17 protein-coding genes are annotated in these 21,364 nt (G+C 31.5%); 14 read left to right on the forward strand and 3 right to left on the reverse strand.

Annotated elements, in window-relative coordinates:
• Nucleotides 1–109: 109 nt before the first annotated feature.
• Entirely contained in the window at nt 110–1,738 is a 1,629-nt protein-coding gene (pruA, locus tag ACFDSN_RS06450) for an L-glutamate gamma-semialdehyde dehydrogenase (protein WP_375239022.1), read from the reverse strand.
• Between the two features lie 152 nt (nt 1,739–1,890).
• On the opposite strand from pruA, the gene ACFDSN_RS06455 reads away from it, so the two are divergent.
• A complete protein-coding gene (locus tag ACFDSN_RS06455; RefSeq protein ID WP_375239023.1) occupies nt 1,891–2,598 on the forward strand; it encodes an NRDE family protein in 708 nt (235 codons plus the stop codon).
• 7 nt (nt 2,599–2,605) lie between these two features.
• Nucleotides 2,606–3,625, forward strand: a complete 1,020-nt coding sequence (locus ACFDSN_RS06460; RefSeq protein ID WP_375239024.1) for a DUF6695 family protein — start codon at nt 2,606–2,608, stop codon at nt 3,623–3,625.
• On the opposite strand, the gene apaG is transcribed toward ACFDSN_RS06460, so the two are convergent.
• Both apaG and ACFDSN_RS06470 read right to left on the reverse strand, forming a co-directional pair.
• Nucleotides 3,594–3,980, reverse strand: coding sequence for a Co2+/Mg2+ efflux protein ApaG (gene apaG / locus ACFDSN_RS06465; protein WP_375239025.1), 387 nt, complete (start codon nt 3,978–3,980; stop codon nt 3,594–3,596). The two genes, ACFDSN_RS06460 and apaG, sit on opposite strands and share 32 nt — an antisense overlap.
• A gap of 82 nt (nt 3,981–4,062) precedes the next feature.
• Nucleotides 4,063–5,316, reverse strand: coding sequence for a DUF5103 domain-containing protein (locus ACFDSN_RS06470; RefSeq protein WP_375239026.1), 1,254 nt, complete (start codon nt 5,314–5,316; stop codon nt 4,063–4,065).
• A gap of 183 nt (nt 5,317–5,499) precedes the next feature.
• On the opposite strand from ACFDSN_RS06470, the gene ACFDSN_RS06475 reads away from it, so the two are divergent.
• From ACFDSN_RS06475 to ACFDSN_RS06530, 12 genes are all read left to right on the forward strand, one after another.
• On the forward strand, nt 5,500–6,855 hold the full coding sequence (locus ACFDSN_RS06475; protein WP_375239027.1) for a Na(+)-translocating NADH-quinone reductase subunit A: 1,356 nt from the start codon (nt 5,500–5,502) through the stop codon (nt 6,853–6,855).
• A gap of 2 nt (nt 6,856–6,857) precedes the next feature.
• Nucleotides 6,858–8,057: an NADH:ubiquinone reductase (Na(+)-transporting) subunit B gene (locus ACFDSN_RS06480; RefSeq protein WP_375239028.1), complete on the forward strand. Its 1,200-nt coding sequence runs from the start codon at nt 6,858–6,860 to the stop codon at nt 8,055–8,057.
• A gap of 2 nt (nt 8,058–8,059) precedes the next feature.
• Nucleotides 8,060–8,857 (forward strand): Na(+)-translocating NADH-quinone reductase subunit C, encoded by a 798-nt coding sequence (locus tag ACFDSN_RS06485; protein WP_375239029.1) that lies wholly within the window; start codon nt 8,060–8,062, stop codon nt 8,855–8,857.
• A 1-nt stretch (nt 8,858) separates the two neighbouring features.
• On the forward strand, nt 8,859–9,503 hold the full coding sequence (locus ACFDSN_RS06490; protein ID WP_375239030.1) for an NADH:ubiquinone reductase (Na(+)-transporting) subunit D: 645 nt from the start codon (nt 8,859–8,861) through the stop codon (nt 9,501–9,503).
• Nucleotides 9,504–9,568: 65 nt separating this feature from the next.
• Nucleotides 9,569–10,303, forward strand: coding sequence for an NADH:ubiquinone reductase (Na(+)-transporting) subunit E (nqrE, locus tag ACFDSN_RS06495; RefSeq protein WP_375239031.1), 735 nt, complete (start codon nt 9,569–9,571; stop codon nt 10,301–10,303).
• Between the two features lies 1 nt (nt 10,304).
• Nucleotides 10,305–11,612 carry an NADH:ubiquinone reductase (Na(+)-transporting) subunit F gene (nqrF, locus tag ACFDSN_RS06500; protein WP_375239032.1) on the forward strand — a complete coding sequence of 436 codons (1,308 nt, stop codon included), beginning with the start codon at nt 10,305–10,307 and terminating at the stop codon, nt 11,610–11,612.
• 259 nt (nt 11,613–11,871) lie between these two features.
• Nucleotides 11,872–13,959: a T9SS type A sorting domain-containing protein gene (locus tag ACFDSN_RS06505; protein ID WP_375239033.1), complete on the forward strand. Its 2,088-nt coding sequence runs from the start codon at nt 11,872–11,874 to the stop codon at nt 13,957–13,959.
• 239 nt (nt 13,960–14,198) lie between these two features.
• Nucleotides 14,199–16,964 (forward strand): M43 family zinc metalloprotease, encoded by a 2,766-nt coding sequence (locus ACFDSN_RS06510; protein WP_375239034.1) that lies wholly within the window; start codon nt 14,199–14,201, stop codon nt 16,962–16,964.
• Nucleotides 16,965–17,098: 134 nt separating this feature from the next.
• On the forward strand, nt 17,099–17,476 hold the full coding sequence (locus tag ACFDSN_RS06515; protein WP_375239035.1) for a Na(+)-translocating NADH-quinone reductase subunit F: 378 nt from the start codon (nt 17,099–17,101) through the stop codon (nt 17,474–17,476).
• Nucleotide 17,477: 1 nt separating this feature from the next.
• The gene (locus ACFDSN_RS06520) at nt 17,478–18,458 is read left to right on the forward strand and encodes an FAD:protein FMN transferase (RefSeq protein WP_375239036.1); all 981 of its coding nucleotides are present in this window, start codon (nt 17,478–17,480) and stop codon (nt 18,456–18,458) included.
• Between the two features lie 100 nt (nt 18,459–18,558).
• Nucleotides 18,559–20,532, forward strand: coding sequence for a tetratricopeptide repeat protein (locus tag ACFDSN_RS06525; RefSeq protein ID WP_375239037.1), 1,974 nt, complete (start codon nt 18,559–18,561; stop codon nt 20,530–20,532).
• A gap of 5 nt (nt 20,533–20,537) precedes the next feature.
• Nucleotides 20,538–21,287 carry a LytR/AlgR family response regulator transcription factor gene (locus tag ACFDSN_RS06530; RefSeq protein ID WP_375239038.1) on the forward strand — a complete coding sequence of 250 codons (750 nt, stop codon included), beginning with the start codon at nt 20,538–20,540 and terminating at the stop codon, nt 21,285–21,287.
• Nucleotides 21,288–21,364: the final 77 nt, after the last annotated feature.

The raw sequence follows: 21,364 nt of genomic DNA on the forward strand, positions 1-21,364 counted from the left end.
ACTGTAAATCTGCTGACTACGTCTTCGCAGGTTCGAATCCTGCTCTCCCCACAAAATAAAAAAGCTTCACAATTGTGAAGCTTTTTTATTTCTAATTTTTTAAAGAGTTCTATTCTCCTAAAAATGGATACCTGTAATCTGTTGGAGTTACAAATGTTTCTTTTATCATGCGTGGAGAAACCCAACGCTGTAAGTTTAGAATACTACCAGCTTTATCATTGGTTCCAGAACCTCTAGCGCCACCAAATGGTTGTTGTCCTACAACAGCTCCAGTTGGCTTATCATTTATATAGAAGTTTCCTGCACAGTTCTCTAAAGCTTTTGTAGCTTCTTCTACCGCATATCTGTCTTTTGCTATAATAGCACCGGTTAAAGCGTAATCACTTGTTGCATCAACTAGTTTTAGCGTTTCGGAGTACTTATCGTCATCAAAAACATAAATAGTAATAACTGGTCCAAATAACTCTTCAGACATTGTTACGTAATTTGCGTCTTCAGCTAATAAAACAGTTGGTTCAATGAAGTAACCTTTAGATTTATCATAATTTCCGCCTGTAATAACTTCAACACCAGTATCTTTTTTAGCTTGATCAATATATTTTGCTAATTTATCAAAAGAGCCTTCGTGTATTACAGCAGTCATAAAGTTGTTCGTGTCTGCAGGAGAGCCCATTGTTATAGATTTTACATCTTCAATAACGTAGTTCTTTATATCATTCCAAATACTCTTAGAAACATAAGCTCTAGAGGCAGCACTACATTTTTGTCCTTGGAATTCGAAAGCACCTCTAACAATTGCAGTAGCTACTTGTTTAGCATTTGCCGATTTGTGTGCAACAATGAAATCTTTTCCACCAGTTTCTCCAACAATTTTTGGATATGTACTATAGGTGTGAATGCTATTTCCAATTTGCTTCCATAACTCTTTAAAAATATAAGTAGAACCTGTAAAGTGTAATCCAGCAAATTCTTTACGTGCTAAAACAGTATCTGTAATCATTTTCGGATCTCCAAAAACAACATTAATAACACCTGCAGGGACTCCAGCTTCTTCAAAAACATCCATAATTACTTTAGCCGAAAATATTTGGCTGTCCGATGGCTTCCAAACAACAACATTTCCCATTAACGCCATGCATGCTGGTAAATTTGCAGCAATAGCAGTAAAGTTAAATGGTGTTACAGCATATGTAAAACCTTCTAAAGGTCTATACTCTAATTTATTCCAAGCATCACTTGTACTTTCAGGTTGTTCATGGTACATATCTGTCATGAACTGAACGTTAAAACGTAAAAAATCAATTAATTCGCAAGAGGCATCAATTTCTGCTTGGTGTACAGTTTTAGATTGAGCAATCATTGTAGACGCATTAATTTTTGCACGGTAAGGTCCAGCAATTAACTCAGCAGCTTTCAAGAAAATACCAGCGCGTTGTTCCCAAGGCATTTGACTCCAAGCTTTACGTGCTTCTAAAGCGGTATCAATAGCTTCAACGATATTAGATTTTTCAGCCAAATGATAAGATCCAACAATGTGTTTATGATCATGTGGAGGAGACATTGTACGAGTATTTCCCGTTTTTACATCTTTTCCATTAATATACATAGCAACTTCTGTGTTACCGTTATAATAAGTGTCGTATTGAGCTAAAACAGCTTCGCGTTCTGGAGAACCTGGTGCGTACCCTTTTACAGGTTCGTTTACTGCAACTGGTACATTGAAAAATCCTTTTCCCATAATATGTTGTGTTTTTTTTCGTATTTAAATTTAAAGTGCAAAGTTACCAATTTTTTTGCTATTTCTTGTCTGGAATCAATTAGCTGTTTGTGTCTTGGTTTTAATATATTTTTTTGTAAGTTGCTCTTAGTAAAAAAAGCTATGACCAACGAATGTGTACAGTAAGTGTTTTCTATAAAGATGGTACGGACTTTGTTCTAACATCAAATAGAGACGAAGCACCAAATAGAAGTGCTTTGCAGCCTAGAGAATATAAAATAAATTCTACTCAAGTTTTAATGCCAAAAGATGAATTGTCTGGCGGAAGTTGGATTGGAGTAAGTTCTAAAAAACGAGTGGTTTGTTTATTGAATGGAGGATTCACGAAACATAAACGTATTTTACCTTATAAAAAAAGTAGAGGTGTGGTAGTAAGTGATTTTCTTCAAATGGATTCTTCTGAAGAATTACAAGAATATGACTTTTTAAATATTGAACCTTTTACTATTGTCTTTACAGATTGGAATAAAGGGTTGAAATTTATAGAAGTTGTTTGGGATGGTTTGGTCTGTCAAATTAAAAATTTAGATTTGTCTACATATATTTGGTCATCTTCAACACTATACACTCAAAATCAAAAGGAGGACCGTTTAAATTGGTTTGATGCTTTAAAAAAAGAAGAAACTCTTACTGCTTCAAGATTGTTAGATTTTCATAAAACTGCAGGAAAAGGTAATTTAGATTATGGTGTTATTATGGATCGAGTTTCTGTAAAAACGACAAGTATAACTCAGGTAGAAAAAATAGGAGATAATATAAGTATGCGATTTGAAGATTTTAATACAGGACAAATATCTACTAAGATATTACAATTGACATAGATTTTGAATGAGTAAAAATACAGCTTTTATTATTCCTTTGGCATATCCAGATACAGTTGTTAGGGTTTCTAATGAATGGTATTTACAACATCTACATTATATTGGTATTGGTAAAAAGAATTATGTGAAAGCTGGTCATGCGGCTTTTGTTTTAATTGAAAAACTAACAGGTGTTATAGAGTATTTTGATTTTGGAAGATATATAACACCAGAACCTTTTGGTCGTGTTAGAAGCTCACTTACAGATAACGAATTAGTTATTGATTTGAAGGCTGAAATTAAAAATGATACAATCTTAAATTTAAAAGATATTCTTTTGTTTTTTGCAACAAATCCAAAATTAACTCACGGAAAAGGGCGAATGGTTGCAACCGTTTGTTCTGAGGTCAATTATATGAGGGCAAAGCAATATGTAGCACGTTTTCAATATGATTTGATACCTTATGCCGCTTTTAAAAGGAAAGCTTCTAATTGTGCTCGTTTTGTAACGGATATGCTTTTGGTTTCGGTACAAAATAAAATATTTATTAGAAAATTAAATAAAATCAAGCTTTTTACTCCAAGTCCAATAGGTAATGTTTTGTCTGTAAAAGGAAATACAGATGTTTTTGAGATAAGTGATGATGGTGATGTTTCAATATTTAAAAACAAGAAATACAAAGAGATTTTAAATTGTTTTTTGGATTCTGTAAAAGATCATAAAGTAAATCTTCAGGGAAATTTAGAACCTAAAAAAGTAAAGGGTTTATCTAATAACGCACAGTGGTTGTCAGGAATTGGAGCTGGAGCTTGGTTTGAACTTTTTAAAACTGAAATTAAAAATGAATTTATTTTTAAACGTACATCTGCTTTTGGAACTGTAGATGTTGAGGCTATTTTTAAAGTAAGTGATTTGTCTTTTAACATTAACGAAGCATATCAATTCACTCACAAAAGTAATTGTGATATTTTATTGATTCGTCAGAATAGTGTTCTCTTTAAATTTGAAAACTGTTCTAATTTAATACATAAGGAGCGCTTAGTTTAAAGTTTGGGATTTCAACTTTAAAAACTTCGTTTGTGGTGAAATTTATCATTTGATAATAGCCTTTCATTGATCCAATAGGAGAGGTTAATAGGCATCCAGAGTTATAAGTGTGAGATTCTCCTGGTAATAAAACTGGTTTTTTGCCAATAACACCTTCGCCAGAAACAGTTTCGGTATTATTTAAGGCATCTTTAATTATCCAATGTCTAGCATTGAGTTGTACTGAGTTTTTACTTTGATTTTTAATGGTTATTTGATAACCAAAAGCAAATAACATTTTGTGATCTTTGTAAAAAGTGCCTTCAAAATTGGTTTTTACCTGAATTTTAACTCCATAAGTAATTTGTTCTACCATATTAAAATCTGTTAAATTATAACTAGAATTATACTAATATAATTAATTTTAGATAAAAAAAAGAAGTTTCTGGTTTACTTTTCTAATTAGTAATTCTAGTAGAGCTTGTTTCGCCAAAGCCAATTAATCTATCGTATCTTGCGCCTAAATCTCTGTAATAAACTAATACTTTATAGCTATTTTCTGTTTGCCAAAAATCACCATCAACTTTATTGTGGCTTATTTCTTTTGTATCATTATTAACAACTATGTATTTATAATTATAAAAACCTTGTTTTAGTAAAAGAGGTTTTTGGTAAGTTCTGGTTTGATAGTTGTAAACCATTTTAGTGTTTTCTGTAATATGGTAATTATTAAAGTTTCCATATATATGAACAGATTCGTTTGGTTTTAAATCATCCATTTTTAGTGAAAAATGTATAAAAGCATAATCTGCTTCAATGTCTGGATTTTCTCTATCTAAAACGGTTACTAAAAAATTACCATTAATGTCTGGGAAATAAGTGTAGCGTTGATCTTTTCTAGGTGAGTTAGTGAATAAAATGTTTTCGTATAAATCGTTTAGTTCAATATATTGAACGCCATTAACTGATGCACGAATATCTTTGTTTTCAAAAAACAAAAATTCGTTTCCCGCATCAAAAGCAGTTTCTTTTGTGTATCTATAAGTTAGCTGATTTCCCAAAATGTATTGAGGTTTAATATTGCTAATAGATGTTGTTAGGTTGTTGTTTTGAACAATTATTGTTTTAATAGTTTCTTTAGGGTTATTTAATTGAAAATTAATTGGATCTATAACAATATCTACAGTTTGTTTTGTTTCAATAGTACTTACATCTCTAGAGCGTTTTATGTCTAAGCCAACATTAGCACCATTTTCATGAATCATAAATTTTCTTGAAAAAATAATATCATCATTATCGTCATAAATGTAGACCATATAATTTCCAGATTTAGTTAATCCCCTAGTGAACTCATTAGGTATTGTAAGGTCATAATGCGAATAGATTTGATAGGTGTTGAAAGAATTTTCGTAGGTTCTAATGCGTTGTTCATCAAAACCATTTAAATATTCTGCCTTTGCTAAAACTGATGGTGTCCAGTCAAAATTATAATGTTGAATTTTATAATAGTAATCTTCTTCATCGCCGTTTAAAGCATCAAATTCCATAGTTATAAAATCTCCAAGCTTAATAACTGGTAGTTGACTTTCTGGAGTATTTCCTTTAAAGGTTATTGTTTTTATATAGTCAGGTTCTATGATTTCATCTACTTGTGATATGCAAAACTGACATAAAAATAGAAATAGGAAAAAAGGTTTAATGGTTTTATTCATTCTAATTCTTTTTAGAGATGTAAAGGTAAACAAAATCTGTGCCTAATCTTTTGTTGCTATTTAGAATTATTATAAATAATTTTTCTCTTAATATATTGCTAATTTTTTTGATGATTAATTTGTAAATTCGCAGGGATTTTTTATAATCAAATTCAGTATAACTATTAACAAATAGATTGTAATATGTCAAAAGACATTAAAATTTCAAAAGGTCTAGATATAAAGCTTGTAGGGCAAGCAGAGTTGGTTACTGAGAGTGCTATTTTAAGCAATTTCTATACCGTTCGCCCAGAAGACTTTCATCTAGTTACTCCGAAATTAACAGTTAAAGTTGGTGCTAAAGTTAAAGCTGGGGAAACTCTGTTTTATAATAAAGCCAATGAAGCTGTTAAATTTGTGTCACCAGTTTCGGGTGAAATAGTAGAAATTGAACGTGGCGAAAAACGTAAAGTTTTAGCAATAAAAGTTCAAGCAGATAAAACGCAAGATTTTTTAGATTTTGGTGCTTTAAATGTAGATTCGGCTAAAGCAGAAGACATTAAGGCACGTCTATTAGAATCTGGATGTTGGGCATTTGTAAAGCAACGTCCTTACGATGTTGTTGCTAATCCAGATGTTGAGCCAAAATCAATTTTTATATCAGCTTACGCAAGTGCACCACTAGCAGCAGATTTAAATTATACATTAGAAGGCAAAGAAGCTGAACTCCAAGCTGCAGTTACTGCTTTGTCTAAATTAACATCAGGAAAAGTTCACGTTAGCGTAGCTAAAAAAGGGAAATCTCCTATAGAAAGTCTAGATAATATTAAGTTACATAAAGTAACTGGACCACATCCATCTGGAAATGTAGGGACTCAAATTAATAAGCTTGACCCAATTAATAAGGGTGAAGTCGTTTGGACGCTAAGCGCTCAAGACTTAGTTATTATTGGAGAGTTATTATTAACTGGAAGATTTAACGCAGAACGTATTATTGCTTTTGCTGGTTCTTCTGTTAAAAAACCTCGTTATTTTAAAACTAAAATTGGAGCTGAGGTTTCTACAATGGTTTACGATAATGGTGTTGAGCTAGATGGTAATGATCGTATTATATCTGGAAATGTATTATCTGGAAAACAAATTAAACCAGACGGAAGTTTAGATTATTATAGCAATATAATTTCTGTAATTCCAGAAGGAGATGATTATGAGTTTTTTGGATGGAATAAACCAATTTTTAATAAAGTATCTACATCTAGAGCATTAACTTTTTCTTGGTTAACACCGAAGAAGAAGTATGACTTAAATACTAATACTAACGGAGAACATAGAGCTTTTGTTACTACAGGTAACTACGAAGAGGTTTTTCCATTAGATATTTTTCCATTACAAATATTAAAAGCTTGTAAATATCAAGATTTAGATGAGATGGAAGCTTTAGGTATGTATGAAGTTGCTCCGGAAGATTTCGCCTTAACAGAATTTATTTGTGTGTCTAAACAACCGCACCAAGATATTATTCGTGAAGGTTTAGACTTAATGTATAAAGAAATAGGATAGTTATGGGATTGAAAAGTAATTTACATAATTTAAAAGAAAAGTATAGAGGTACAAAAATGGCTCCTGCATTTAATGCAATCCATACCTTTTTATATTTACCAAATGAGATTACGCATAGCGGAACTCATATCAAAGCAGCAGATGATTTAAAGCGTACCATGAATATGGTGATTATGGCTTTAGTTCCTTGTTTAATATTTGGAATTTTTAATGCTGGATTTCAGCATTACGCTGCAATAGACGGTTCTTTAAGAGCTGATGCTTTTGCTAACTTTTTTACAATGGATAATTTTATTGTAGGAGCTTGGACTGTTTTACCATTAGTAATTGTTTCTTATGGTGTTGGATTAATTGTAGAATTTATTTTCGCAATTATTAAAGGTCATGAGGTTGAAGAAGGATATCTGGTAACTGGTATGTTAGTACCATTAATAGTTCCTGTAGATATTCCATTATGGATGTTATCTGTAGCTGTTGTTTTTGGTGTTGTTATTGGAAAAGAAGTATTTGGTGGTACAGGAATGAATATTCTTAACCCAGCATTAACTATACGTGCTTTCTTATTCTTTGCATATCCAACTTGGATGTCTGGAGATAAAGTTTGGATACATGAAGCAGTAGCAAGAACAGGAACTGCAGATGCTATTTCTGGTGAAACTATTTTGGGTAGTTATGCGCAAAATGCGGAAGTTGCTTATAGCGCGTTCGATAAGTTCTTTGGATTTATTCCAGGTTCAGTAGGAGAGACTTCTACTTTCTTAATATTAATTGGTGCCGCTATTCTAATTTTATCTAAAATTGGAAGTTGGAGAATTATCTTATCTACCTTTGCAGGTGCAGCGGTAATGGGATTAATTTTCAATCAAGTAGCTGATGCAGGAATTATTTCAGATTCAAGTAAGTTTTTTGGATTAATGAATACATCTTGGTATGAGCATTTAATGATTGGTGGATTGGCATTTGGAGCAGTTTATATGGCTACAGATCCGGTTACAGCTTCTCAAACTAATAAAGGTAAATGGATTTATGGTTTCTTAATTGGATTTATTTCAATTATGATTAGAGTATTCAACCCTGCATATCCAGAAGGTGTATTCTTAGCTATATTATTAATGAATGTTTTCGCTCCAACTATTGACCATTATGTGGTTCAAGGAAATGTAAAGAAGCGAATGAAACGTTTAAAAGTTAAAACAGCATAATTATGGCAGTTAACACAGATAAAAATTCATATACTATACTTTTTGCTATTGCAATGGTAGTAGTGGTAGGATCGTTATTAGCCTTTACAGCTTCGTCTTTAAAGCCTGCGATTACTAAAAACAAAGAGATTGAAAAGCAACAGAATATCCTGTATGCTATGGGAATAAACGCTAACGAAGGTACTGGAGATATTGCTTTTGTGGCTAAAGCTGAAGTTGTAGATGCTTTTGCCTCTAATGTTTCTGAGCAAATCGTACTTGAAGTAAAAGATGGAAAGATTTTAAAAGAAATGACTCGTGAAGAGTTTATGAAATCTAAAGACCAAGGAGCTGGAAAAGAACCTTATTTAATCGATATTAAAAAAGAGCAAACCAAAGCTAAGAATGGTGAGTCAAGATTTTTACCGTTGTTTAAAGGTCAGCAAAACGGGAAAACAGTTTATGTTACAGCTGTAAGAGGTAAAGGACTTTGGGATGCAATTTGGGGATATATATCTTTAGACAAAGATATGGTTGTACAAGGTGCTTTTTTTGATCATGCTGGAGAAACTCCTGGGTTAGGTGCTAATATTAAGCAACGTTACTTTATGGATGATTTCAACGGAGAAAAACTATTTTCTGATGCAGGTGCTTTTAAAGGCATTAAAGTGGCTAAAGGAAATAACGATCCAGTTAACAAGATAAAAGATGATAATGAAATTGATGCTCTTGCTGGAGCAACAATTACAGGTGATGGAGTATCTGCAATGATAAAGAAAGATTTAAAATTGTATTTACCTTACTTTAAAAACTTAAATTAATATGGGACTACTTTCAAAAAAAGACGCAAAGTTAATCACAGATCCATTAGCAGATAATAATCCAATTACTATTCAAGTATTAGGTATTTGTTCTGCATTAGCAATTACAGCAGAGCTTAAAGCTTCTTTAGTAATGGGAATAGCTGTTTTGTTTGTATTAGGTATAGGTAATGTCGTGATTTCTTTAATGAGAAACATTATTCCTTCAAAAATTAGAATTATTGTACAATTAATAGTAGTTGCTGCTTTAGTAATTATTGTAGATCAAGTATTAAAAGCTTTTGCTTACGATTTAAGTAAAACGCTTTCAGTATTTATTGGGCTTATTATTACCAATTGCATTATTATGGGACGTTTTGAGGCTTTTGCTTTGGCAAATAAACCATGGCAATCGTTTTTAGATGGAATTGGTAACGCATTGGGTTATGCGGTTATTTTAATAATTGTTGGTTTCTTTAGAGAGCTACTAGGATCTGGAACTTTATTTGGAATTCCTGTTTTAGGAGATGCAATTGAAAAGACAGGAGTTTACGCATTTGGTTACGAAAACAATGGATTTATGTTAATGCCTCCAATGGCTTTAATAATTGTTGGATTAATAATTTGGGTGCAACGTAGTAGAAATAAAGATTTAATCGAAGACTAAATCAGTAAACAGTTTTTTAGGTGAAGTTATAAATAACTCAACCAGAAAACTTAAAAAATATAAAAATGATAGAACATTTAGAATTATTTTTCAAGTCAATTTTTGTTGACAATATGGTGTTTGCGGTTTTCTTAGGTATGTGTTCATACTTAGCCGTTTCTAAAAAAGTAGCAACAGCAGTTGGACTTGGAGCAGCAGTAATATTCGTATTAGCTATTACAGTGCCATTAAACTGGTTATTGGATCAATATTTATTACAGCCAGGAGCACTAGCTTGGATAGATGGAAGCGCAAATGGAGAAGGCTTCTCTGGTATGGATTTAGGATTCCTTTCTTTTATTATGTTTATTGCTACTATTGCAACAATGGTACAATTAGTAGAAATTGTTGTAGAGAAGTTTTCTCCATCATTATATAATTCACTTGGTATTTTCTTACCACTAATTGCAGTAAATTGTGCCATTTTGGGTGGTTCGTTATTTATGCAATCTCGTGAAATTGAAACTTTTGGTTTAGCTGTAAATTATGGAGTGTCGTCTGGTATTGGCTGGTTTTTAGCAATTTTAGCAATTGCTTCAATTAGAGAAAAGATAAGATACAGTAATGTGCCAGCGCCTTTAAGAGGTTTAGGAATTACGTTCATAATTACAGGTTTAATGGGAATAGGTTTCTTAAGCTTTGGAGGTATGTTAACTGGTGGAGAAGAAGAAAGCAAAGAAGCTGATAAACAAGCTTTAGAGACTGAGATTCTTAAGCAAGACAAAAATGAGTTAGTCTCTAACACTAAAATAATTAAGTAATATGATTTTAGCAGGAACATTAGGAACAGTTGCAACAACTGTAATAGCCTTTTTACTGATAACATTATTCTTAGTAGGAATACTTTTATTCGTAAAACAAAAATTATCACCATCAGGTCCAGTAAAGATTTTAATTAATGGTGAAAGAGAAATTGAAGTTGCTTCAGGAAGTACTTTATTATCTACATTAGGAGCTCAAAAAATATTTTTACCATCTGCTTGTGGTGGTGGTGGAACTTGTATTCAGTGTGAATGTCATGTTACATCTGGTGGAGGAGAAGCACTTCCAACAGAAACACCACACTTTTCAAGAAAAGAATTAGCTCATGGAGCACGTTTGTCTTGTCAGGTAAAAGTGAAACAAGATATGGAAGTTACAATTCCAGAAGAAATTTTTGGAATAAAAAAATGGGAAGCAGTTGTAGTTTCTAACTATAATGTAGCAACTTTTATTAAAGAGTTCGTGGTAGAGATTCCTGAAGATATGGGGTATAAAGCTGGTGGATATATTCAAATTGAAATTCCAGAATGTACAGTAAACTATTCTGAAATGGACGTTACAGCTCATCCTCAAGATCACCCAGGAGAGCCTAATAAATTTGAGGCAGACTGGGATAAATTTAATCTACGACCATTAGTTATGAAAAATAGTGAATTGGTTGAAAGAGCTTATTCAATGGCCTCTTATCCTGCTGAAGGCAGAAAGATTATGCTTAATGTTCGTGTAGCTACACCACCATTTGATCGCGCTAAAGGCGGATGGATGGATGTAAATCCAGGTGTAGCATCTTCCTATATTTTCAATCTTAAAGAAGGAGATAAGTGTACTATTTCTGGACCTTACGGTGAATTCTTTATTAATGATTCTGATGCAGAAATGTTATATGTAGGTGGAGGAGCTGGTATGGCTCCAATGCGTTCTCATTTATATGAACTGTTTAGAACGTTGAAAACAGGTAGAAAAGTAACATATTGGTATGGTGGACGATCTAAAGCTGAATTATTCTATATCCATTACTTTAGAGCTTTAGAGCAAGATTTTCCAAATTTTAAATTTTATTTAGCCTTATCTGAACCTATGGAGCAAGATAATTGGAAAGTAAAAGAAGATCTTGATTCGCCTGGAGATGGATTTACTGGATTTATACACCAGGTAGTAATTGATCAGTATTTATCTAAGCATGAAACACCAGAAGATTTAGAATTATATTTCTGTGGTCCACCATTAATGAATCAAGCTGTTCAAAAAATGGGAGAAGATTTTGGTATAGCAGATGAGAATATTCGCTTCGATGATTTTGGAGGGTAATTTATGAGTAAAATTATATTCAAACAAAAAAGCAACTTAATAGATTAAGTTGCTTTTTTGTTAAGAACTATTTTCTTTAAAGGATATTATTTTAAATTCTAATAGCTTTATCAATAACACATATGGTGATTCGAGCATATTGTTTTAGAAGTTAATTATCTACTTGAAAATACCAGTACTATTGTTTTTTTTTTTTAATGGATAAAATTATTTTATTCATCTTTTTTCGTACATTTAGCATTAATTAAATTATACTAAAATGAAAAAAATTACTTTTAAAAAATGTCTTTTTTTGTTTGTTTTTCTTTGCTCTGTAACTGCAATAAACGCACAAAAAAATAAAGCATTTGGATTAGATGATTCTGATCATAGAAATTGTGGATTGGAGAAGCACGAGCAAGAAATGCTAAACAACCCTGAATATGCTGCCTCTTTTTATGAAAGACAAGCACTTTTTCAAGAAAAATTACAAGAAATTCATTTGCAAAAAATGAATGGAACTTACCAAAAAAAAGCAACACTTTACATTCCGGTTGCTGTACATTTTGAGGTTGGGACAGAAGCAGATAGAGCTTGTTTAGAAGCTTATGCTCAAACTCAAATTGATGTAATCAATGAAGATTATACATTTACTAATCCTGATGGAGCAAATTGGGCAGCTGCTAGTGCTTTTTACCCTGGTTTAACACCTGGTTCTACGGATGTTAAGTTTTGTATAGCAACTCAGAATCATCCAGCAGGAGCAGATCCTGAAGTTTTAGAAGGTAGTCCTTTAGTAACAATTGGGGCTAATGGTTCTAATTTTCCTGCAGGTTTTCCAGAGACTGATGCAACTTACTCTGGGTATATGAACTTTATAATTAAAGATATAGGAGCTGGTCTTTTAGGTTATTCTCCTTTAGGAGGAAGTATAGCTGCTGGTGGAGCTGTTGTTATGAATACAATATGTTATGGTACTGGTGCTGGTTGTGCTGGGATTGCAACGCCAAATGCACCTTATAATTTAGGTAGAACCGTTACTCATGAATTAGGTCATTTTTATAACCTTAACCATACATTTATTGCTGATGGAGGAACAAATTGTGGTCCAGCAGATGGAGATGGAATTGCTGATACGCCTAAGGTAGCTGGTTCTACATATGGAAATCCTGCAAATGGTTCTGTGCCAGGTTGTGTTGGAGGTGAGTTTTCATTGACTATGAATTATATGGATTATGTTAACGATGCATCAATGTATATGTTTACGCCAGACCAAATGACTGTTGTAGAAGCTTATTTTGCAACTCAAACTTTTGCATCTAACAAGGTAGATTGTTCAGGACCAAACTTTAATATTAATTCTGCTTCTTTAGGAAATTGTGGTGCAGATTCGGCAACTTCAATTGTTAACTTTGCAACAGAAAACGGTTTTACTGAAAACACAACATTTACAGTTACAGGAGTACCAGCTCCGGCAACTTATTCATTCTCTCCAGGAAGTTTAAGTGCGGATGGATCTACAACATTAACTGTTTCTGGGTTATTAGGTGTTACTGAAGGTGTTTATCCAATTACAATAACTGCTACATCAACTTCTATTACTAGAGATATTGGTGTTGATTTAAGTGTTGGTACAAATCCTTGTTCTTCAGTAGCCAATACATTATGGGGAACAAGTACAACTAGAGTTTTATTTGAAGACATAGATAATGTAACTGCAAAACCTGCTGGTTATAATGATTATACAGCTACATTTACAGATGTATATGTTGGAGATACTTACCCTTTATCTGCTAACGTTAATACAGATGGTGACTGGCCTGTAGGAACTGTAGCTTGGATTGACTGGAATCAAAACTGTACATTTGATGCTAATGAAGAATATATACTTGGTGATGCACAAAATGTAGCGAATGATTTAACTAGTTTATCGCCATTAGATGTAACAGTACCGTTAGATGCTGTATTAGGTTCTACGATTATGAGAGTTTCTACTAAATTTAATGCTTATGCTATTCCATGTGATGATAATGGTGCAGATCCAACTGCAGATGTTTTTGATGGTGAAGTTGAAGATTATACTGTTAATGTATTATCTACATTAAGTGTTAATGATAATTCTTTTGAAAATTTAAGCTTATACCCAAATCCTACAAATGGTACATTAAATATAGCGTTTAATACAGCTAAAGATGTTACTATTGGATTATTTGATATTAGAGGTCGTTCAGTTTATTCAAATTCTTTTGAAGTTTCTGGTTCTAGATTCAATCAATCTATAGAACTAGGAAATTTATCTTCTGGAATATATGTTATTAAAATTAAGAGCGGATTAACTTCTGTTACTAAGAAAATTGTAGTTAATTAAAAAAGTTAATTATTTTTATTTTAAAACCCAATACGAAAGTATTGGGTTTTTTTAATTAGATTACTAATGTAATTAAGACTAGAATCTATTGTTATTAAGCTTTTAAAGCTACTTTTTATTAGTTTTATTGCTGTTAATCTATTTAAAAGGGATTTTGTCTGTTTTATTTTGTTTCAACTGTAGTTTGTTTTATTATATTTATACATTTACAATTGAATTATTAATAAAATTTTATTATCATGAAAAAAAATACTTTAAAGATTTTTGCTTTTTGCGTATTTGCTTTTACCTCGATGGTATCAGCACAAAATACTTCAAGTGCTAAAGTCAACAATCAGTCTTTCGAACTGAATGAAACTAGTCAACAAGCATTTAATCAAACAGGTTTCGTTAGATGTGTTTCAGATGAAATGCATAAGCGACGTTTAGAAAGAAATCCAAATTTGCAATCTGATGCGGAATTTGAGGCTTGGTTAGCTCCATTAATTGAAGAGAGAAGAGCTCAAATAGCACTTCAATCAGTAGCTTCAATGCCAGTTGTAAACATTCCTTTAATATTTCATGTTATTTCAGATAACAATGGAGCTGGTGCAGATGAAGTATCTGATGCGTTAATACAAGCGCAAATAGATCAATTAAATATTGATTTTAGTAATCAAGCTGGAGCTATAGGAGGTCCTTGGGATGCTGTTGCTGCAGACGCTGAAATTGTTTTTGTTCCTGCTGCTGTAGATCCAAATGGAGTTCCTTTAGCTGTTCCTGGAGTAAATAGAGTAACTTCATATGGTGCAGGACCTTTCAATACTACAGATTTCGATTTAGGTGATGGAGGTTTAGAGATTAAGCCAAATACAATTTGGGATAGATCTGTGTATGCTAATGTTTGGGTTGCAAATATCGCAGGTGGAATATTAGGTTATGCTCAGTTTCCATCTAATTCAACTTTACCTGGTTTTCCGGCAAATGGAGGTTCAGCATTAAATGATGGAACTGTAATAGGGACTGGGACAGTTGGTTCAGTAGCTATGCCAAGTGGTGCTGCTCCATATGATAAAGGTAGAACATTAACTCATGAAATAGGACACTGGATTGGTTTACGTCATATCTGGGGAGACGGTGGATGCGGAGTTGATGATTTTGTTGCAGATACACCAGATTCTGATGGTAGTAACTTTGGTTGTGCTAATCCAGATAGTTGTGGGAACCCTGATATGGTTCAAAATTATATGGATTACACTGATGATGATTGTATGAATATATTTACAGTTGATCAAGTTTTTAGAATTGCGACTGTATTAGCAAATGCAGATGGAATTTCTGACTTACCAAACTCTACAGCTGGTGTAGCTGGACCTGTTGTTTCTTTTTTAGGAAGTGATCAATCTCAAGCGGAGCAATCAGATTGTTCTTTTACTGATTTAACAATTGATTTAGTAATCGGTGCTGCAGCTACAGGAGGAAATGCAGATGCAACAATTTCTGTAAGTGGTGGAACAGCAACAGATACTGTAGATTTTATGTTAATGAATACTGCTGTTTCTTTTGCTTCTGGTGCTACAACTCCATCTACAAGTATTACTTTAAGAGTATATAATGACAGTGAAGTTGAAGGTGATGAAACAGTTGAATTAACTTTTGCGTTAAATGCTAATGGTGGAGATGCAACAATAGGTAACAGTACTTATACGGTAACAATTAACGATGACGATGTTAATCCTAATACAGGAGGAGCGCCAGTTTCTTTGTTTTCAGACGATTTTGAGTCTGGACTTGGAAATTGGACAGTTACTGGACTTGGAACTGCTAATTTTGCAACAGCTACCAATGCTACATATCCCGATGCTGGCTTCTTTAACTCTGATCAATCTAATACTAGTACTTATGTTTTTGTAAACGATGATGATTGTGATTGTGATATGAGTGAAGAACGTATAGCAATGAATACTAGTGTAGATTTATCAGCTTATACTGAAGCCTATATTACACTCGATTATGCTCACGATAATCAATATGGTGGTGGAGCAGAATATGCTTCTATAGAAGCATCAACAAATAATGGTGGAACTTGGACTCAAGTTGAAGTTTTAGCTCCAGATACTGTTTCAGACAATTCATTAATAACATTCCAAACACCTATAATAGATGTTTCTGCTTATGCAGGTCAGTCTAATGTGCGCTTTTCAGTATTCTATAATGATGGGGCTGGTTGGGTACAAGGTTTAATTTTTGATAATTTTGATTTATATACGCCTGGAGCGAGTGATGTTCAGACAGCTGTTAACGCAGGTGTAACTGAAGATCAGGTTCAGTTATTAGGAAATGGAACAGCAAACACATTTGATACAGGTTCTAGCGATGTAATGTTAGACATTAACATAACAGATGCTTCTAATTATGGATGTACATCAGCTTCAGTAACTAGAGCTGGTACTTCTGGTCAATCTTTTCAAGGTACTATTGCACCTGCGTTAGTTACAGATAAAACATTTACTATTACGCCAACAACAGATAATGTTTCTGGAACGTCTACGTTATCTTTCTATTTTACAGAGGCAGAGTTAGCAGGTTGGGAAGCAATTACTGCAGATAATAGAAACAATTTAAGAATAGGGAAAGATAACGGGTCTACTGTAGTAGATGTTGCTTCAACTATTACTGCTTTTGGTTCTAACTGGAAAGTAACTGGAAACTTTACTACTGGTATTGGAGGAACTTATTATTTTGGTAATATAGCTTTCTTAAGTAATTCAAAATTTTCTTTTGATAATTTTGGGATGTATCCAAATCCTGCTGTAAATGAAGTAACAATCAAGTTTAATACTACTAAAGATGTTTCTGTTGATTTATTTGATATTAATGGACGTTCTGTTTTAAACAATAACTTTAAAACACAAAGTTCGTCTTTCAATCAGAATATTGATATTTCTAATTTAGCAACAGGTGTTTATGTAGTTAAAATTAAGAGTGGAGATAACACACTGTTTAGAAAATTAGTAGTTAACTAATTTTATTAAATAAAATAAAAAAAGCCCAACACTTTTGTGTTGGGCTTTTTTATTATTAATAGAGTTTTTTATTTATCATTTTTCAAAATGTTAATTATGCTAGCTTCAAATAGAGTTTTTGTATTTTTGTAATAATGAGAAAAGTATTAACACCACAGGAATTACATAATTTAGCTATGAATTATGTAGGTAAGGATTTAGAGAAAAGAGGTTTTGAGTTTGTAGCAATTAATAGTAAACTAAAACGCCATCCGCAATTTGTTTGTATAGATAAAAAGAGTCAGTATTATTTTGTAATTGTAAAAGCTGTATTACTTCCAGAAAACCCTAACAACTACGATATGGTTTGGATGGAAACATTTAAAAAACACGCTTTTGAGAAAGAAGCAAAAGTATTATACGCTGGAGTTGGATTATCTAATCCAAAAGGTGAAGGTTTACCCATTTATTTAAATGAAGAATATTTAATGGAATATAATGGGATTCAATATTTAGAACATCAATTAAATTAATATGAAATCTTTTTATTTATCACTTCTAATTGTTGTTTTGTTTTTTTCTTGTGAGTCAAAATCAGAATTAAAAAAACTCTCTGGACCTATTTTTGGAACTAGCTATAATATTCAATATTATACGAATTCAAATCAAGATTTTTCTAAAAGTATAGATAGCCTGTTTTATGTTATAAATAAATCTATGTCTAATTATCAGACTAATTCTATCATCTCTAAGATAAACAGGAATGAAGAGGTTGGAGTAGATTCACATTTTAAAAAAGTATTTAATGCATCTAAAGATGTTTATAGCAAAACCAATGGTTTTTTTGACCCTACAATTGGAGCGTTAGTAAATTACTGGAGTTTCGGGGCTAAAAAAAATGAACATGCCTTAGACAGTCTTAAAATTGATAGTTTAATGCGTTTTGTTGATTTTTCTAAAGTTGATTTAAGTAAGAATTTAATCAGTAAACAAAAAGAAACTTATATAGATTTTAATGCAGTAGCTAAAGGTTATGCTGTAGATGTCGTTTCAGAATTTTTATCTAAAAAAGATTTAGAAAATCATTTAGTTGAAATTGGAGGCGAAATAAGAGTTAAAGGAAAAAATTTAAACAAAAATAAACTCTGGAAAGTTGGAATTCAAGAACCTAATTTTAACGGTGAAACAGACTATAATAAAGCCTTAGCTATTCAGAATGAAGCAATAGCTACATCTGGAACATATCGTAAATTTAAAGTAGATGAAAATGGGAATAGATATGCTCATATTATAAATACAAAAACAGGTTATCCTACTAAAACGAATGTGTTAAGTGTTTCTGTAATTGCACCTAATTGTATGTTGGCAGATGCTTATGCTACAGCTTTTCAGGCTATGGGAATAGAAAAGGTGACTTCGTTTTTAAAGAATCATCCAGAATTGAAAGTGTTTTTTATTTTTGAGAATACTAAGCAAGAGTTAGAAACTATTTCTTTAAACGGGTTTTCTGAATAACAATATTTACTTAACTTAGAAGCTCAGACCTAGCATTTAGAAGTTTTATCATGTGATTTTTACAAGATTAAATGAAATTTGTTATTCTTATAATTAGTTTATGAAACCTACTTTACTATTTGTTATATTTTTATCTTTTTTACAATTGGGCTATTCGCAACAAAAAGAAATTGACAGTCTTGAAAACATACTTTCTTCTATTAAGGTAGATAGCTTAAAGCAACAACAAATAATAAAAATTGCAAAAAAAAATAGAAGAGGTAATCCAGATGTTCAATTGTATTTTATTAAAAAAGCCATTAAAAATAGTGCGTTGACAGTAAATAATGCTTATTTAGCAGATGCTACCAGAGAGTTAGCAATATATTACACCTATGTTCAAAAATTAGATTCTGCATTAATAACTTGTAATAAAGCTATTAAAATATACCAAAAATTAAACGATAACTATAGTGTTTGTTTAGCAAAAAATGATATAGCAAATATTCAAACAAATCAAGGAGATTATCTTAATGCTATAAAAAATTATAAAGAAGTAATTGATTATTTAGAAACTCTTGGTCCAGAAAAAGAATTGAATGTTTTATACACAAAATTAAATATAGGTGGCCTTTATGGAGATATAAAAGAGTCAGAAAAAGCAATAGCTACATTCAAAGAAGTGTACAATAATTCTTTAACTAAGAAAACTAATAGTTTATTAAGTAGTATCTGTATTAATTTGTCTATGGAATACAGAAAAATGGATTCTTTAGATGTAGCTTTAAAATATGCATTAGAAGCAGATAAAATTGAAAAAAGACCTAGAAGTTTAGCAAATTTAAAAGGAAGTTTAGCTAGTATTTATTCTAAAAAAAAGAACTACAAAAAAGCAGATGAATATTATAAACAGTCACTAAAAATATATAAAGATAATCAATTAGAGAATAGCGTTTTTATGACCTATCACAACATTGCATATAATTTTTTAGACTGGAAAAAATATAAGGAAGCAGAACTTTATTTTATGAAATCTAATAAAGCTATGCAAAACGCAGAAGAAACTATTTGGACTCAAAAAGGCTACCAAGGACTTTCTGAATTATATTATGCAAAAAACGATTATAAACGAGCTTTAGAATATTACAAGAAAGAAAGAGAGTTAAACGATTCTTTAACTGGTTTAGAAAAGTTAAAAGCGATTAAAGACTTTGAAGTAAAATACGAAACTGAAAAAACACAAAAGGAAAAAAAATTAGCAGAAAAACAAGTAGTCATAACGCAGCTAGAAAGTCAGAAAAACAGAAACTTATTTTTAGGTTCTTTAGCAATTGCAGGTTTATTATTATTGGCAGTACTGTTTTATTTTAATCGAATAAAAGCTAAAAAGAAAGCCGAATTAATTACATTAGAACTTAAAGAGACACAAAAACGTTTAGCTATAGAAAAACAATATAGAGATTCTGAATTAAAAGCGTTGAAGGCACAAATGAATCCGCATTTTATATTTAATGCATTAAATTCTATTCAGGATTACATTGTTTTAAATCAGAAAAATTTAGCAAGTGATTATTTAGGTAAGTTTGCAGATTTAATACGTAATTATCTTCATTTTAGCGATACAGGTTTTATATCAATCTCAGAAGAAGTTTATAACCTTAATCTATATTTGGAATTAGAGAAATTGCGTTTTGAAGAACAATTACAATATACTTTTCAAGTAGATGAAGCTGCAAATTCTGATACCATAACCATACCTACAATGTTAGTTCAACCTTATATAGAAAATGCTTTAAAACATGGTTTATTGCATAAAAAAGATAATAGATTACTTAATGTTTCAATTTCTAAAATATCCAATAAAATTATAGAGTGCGTTATTGAAGATAATGGTATTGGTAGAGAGAAGTCTAAAGAAATAAATGCAAAACGTCAAGATCAACATAAGTCTTTTGCTTTAAAAGCAACCACAGAACGGTTGGATTTATTAAACTATGGTCGTGAAAAGAAAATAGGTGTACAAATCATAGATTTAAAAGAGGACAACCAACCATCTGGGACAAAAGTAATTTTAAAAATCCCAATCTTAAAATAAGTAATATGAAGGCATTAATTATTGACGATGAAAAAAAGGCTAGACAAGTATTAGCTGTTTTGATAGAAGAAAATTGCCCAAAAATCACTCAAGTTCTTGAAGCAGACAATTTGCTTTCTGGTGTAGATTTAATAAAAAAAGAAGCGCCTAGTATTGTATTTTTAGATATTGAAATGCCAGAACATTCTGGACTAGAAATATTAAATTTTATAAATAAAGAAAATTATAATTTCGAAATTATTTTTACAACAGCTTATAGTGCTTATGCTATACAGGCATTTCAACTTTCAGCTATAGATTACTTATTAAAACCCGTAAGACCAAGTCAGGTAAAAAAAGCGGTAAATAAAGCCATTACATTTTTAAGCAATAACCAAATAAACAAACGCCTTACAGAATTAAAAACAAGTTTACAAAATTCTAACTTTAAAAAAATTGGCTTGCCAAATTCCGAAGGAATAAAATTTGTAGACTTTAACAATATTATTATGCTAGAGGCAGATGGTATGTACACAAATGTATCTACAAAAAATGATGGAGTTATATTGGTAAGTAAACCACTAAAATTCTTTGTAGAATTACTTCAAAAAATTAAAACATTTTATCGTCCGCATCGTTCATATTTAATTAATCTATCTTATATAAAAGAATATATCAAAAAAGATGGTGGTTATATTGTTATGGAAAACAATAAATCAATATCAATATCAAATGATAAAAAAGAAGACTTTTTAACTATAGTGCAAAGTATTTAATCTTTGTTTATGTGTAAGAAAAGAGTTTAGAAACTGAAAGGCTTATTTCAGAAATTAATCACAAAAAAGCGTAAGTT

Origin of the sequence: Aurantibacter sp. (genome assembly GCF_042094015.1) — a bacterium.
In the GTDB taxonomy this organism is placed as follows: Bacteria; Bacteroidota; Bacteroidia; order Flavobacteriales; family Flavobacteriaceae; genus Aurantibacter.

Excerpts from the sequence above, each read along its gene's own strand:
- apaG (WP_375239025.1), bottom strand. The coding sequence starts at position 3,980 with ATGGTAGAACAAATTACTTATGGAGTTAAAATTCAGGTAAAAACCAAT.
- ACFDSN_RS06505 (WP_375239033.1), top strand. The coding sequence starts at position 11,872 with ATGAAAAAAATTACTTTTAAAAAATGTCTTTTTTTGTTTGTTTTTCTT.
- ACFDSN_RS06460 (WP_375239024.1), top strand. The coding sequence starts at position 2,606 with ATGAGTAAAAATACAGCTTTTATTATTCCTTTGGCATATCCAGATACA.
- ACFDSN_RS06455 (WP_375239023.1), top strand. The coding sequence starts at position 1,891 with ATGTGTACAGTAAGTGTTTTCTATAAAGATGGTACGGACTTTGTTCTA.
- ACFDSN_RS06480 (WP_375239028.1), top strand. The coding sequence starts at position 6,858 with ATGGGATTGAAAAGTAATTTACATAATTTAAAAGAAAAGTATAGAGGT.
- ACFDSN_RS06515 (WP_375239035.1), top strand. The coding sequence starts at position 17,099 with ATGAGAAAAGTATTAACACCACAGGAATTACATAATTTAGCTATGAAT.
- pruA (WP_375239022.1), bottom strand. The coding sequence starts at position 1,738 with ATGGGAAAAGGATTTTTCAATGTACCAGTTGCAGTAAACGAACCTGTA.
- ACFDSN_RS06510 (WP_375239034.1), top strand. The coding sequence starts at position 14,199 with ATGAAAAAAAATACTTTAAAGATTTTTGCTTTTTGCGTATTTGCTTTT.
- ACFDSN_RS06490 (WP_375239030.1), top strand. The coding sequence starts at position 8,859 with ATGGGACTACTTTCAAAAAAAGACGCAAAGTTAATCACAGATCCATTA.
- ACFDSN_RS06525 (WP_375239037.1), top strand. The coding sequence starts at position 18,559 with ATGAAACCTACTTTACTATTTGTTATATTTTTATCTTTTTTACAATTG.
- ACFDSN_RS06475 (WP_375239027.1), top strand. The coding sequence starts at position 5,500 with ATGTCAAAAGACATTAAAATTTCAAAAGGTCTAGATATAAAGCTTGTA.
- ACFDSN_RS06470 (WP_375239026.1), bottom strand. The coding sequence starts at position 5,316 with ATGAATAAAACCATTAAACCTTTTTTCCTATTTCTATTTTTATGTCAG.
- ACFDSN_RS06530 (WP_375239038.1), top strand. The coding sequence starts at position 20,538 with ATGAAGGCATTAATTATTGACGATGAAAAAAAGGCTAGACAAGTATTA.
- ACFDSN_RS06520 (WP_375239036.1), top strand. The coding sequence starts at position 17,478 with ATGAAATCTTTTTATTTATCACTTCTAATTGTTGTTTTGTTTTTTTCT.
- nqrF (WP_375239032.1), top strand. The coding sequence starts at position 10,305 with ATGATTTTAGCAGGAACATTAGGAACAGTTGCAACAACTGTAATAGCC.
- ACFDSN_RS06485 (WP_375239029.1), top strand. The coding sequence starts at position 8,060 with ATGGCAGTTAACACAGATAAAAATTCATATACTATACTTTTTGCTATT.
- nqrE (WP_375239031.1), top strand. The coding sequence starts at position 9,569 with ATGATAGAACATTTAGAATTATTTTTCAAGTCAATTTTTGTTGACAAT.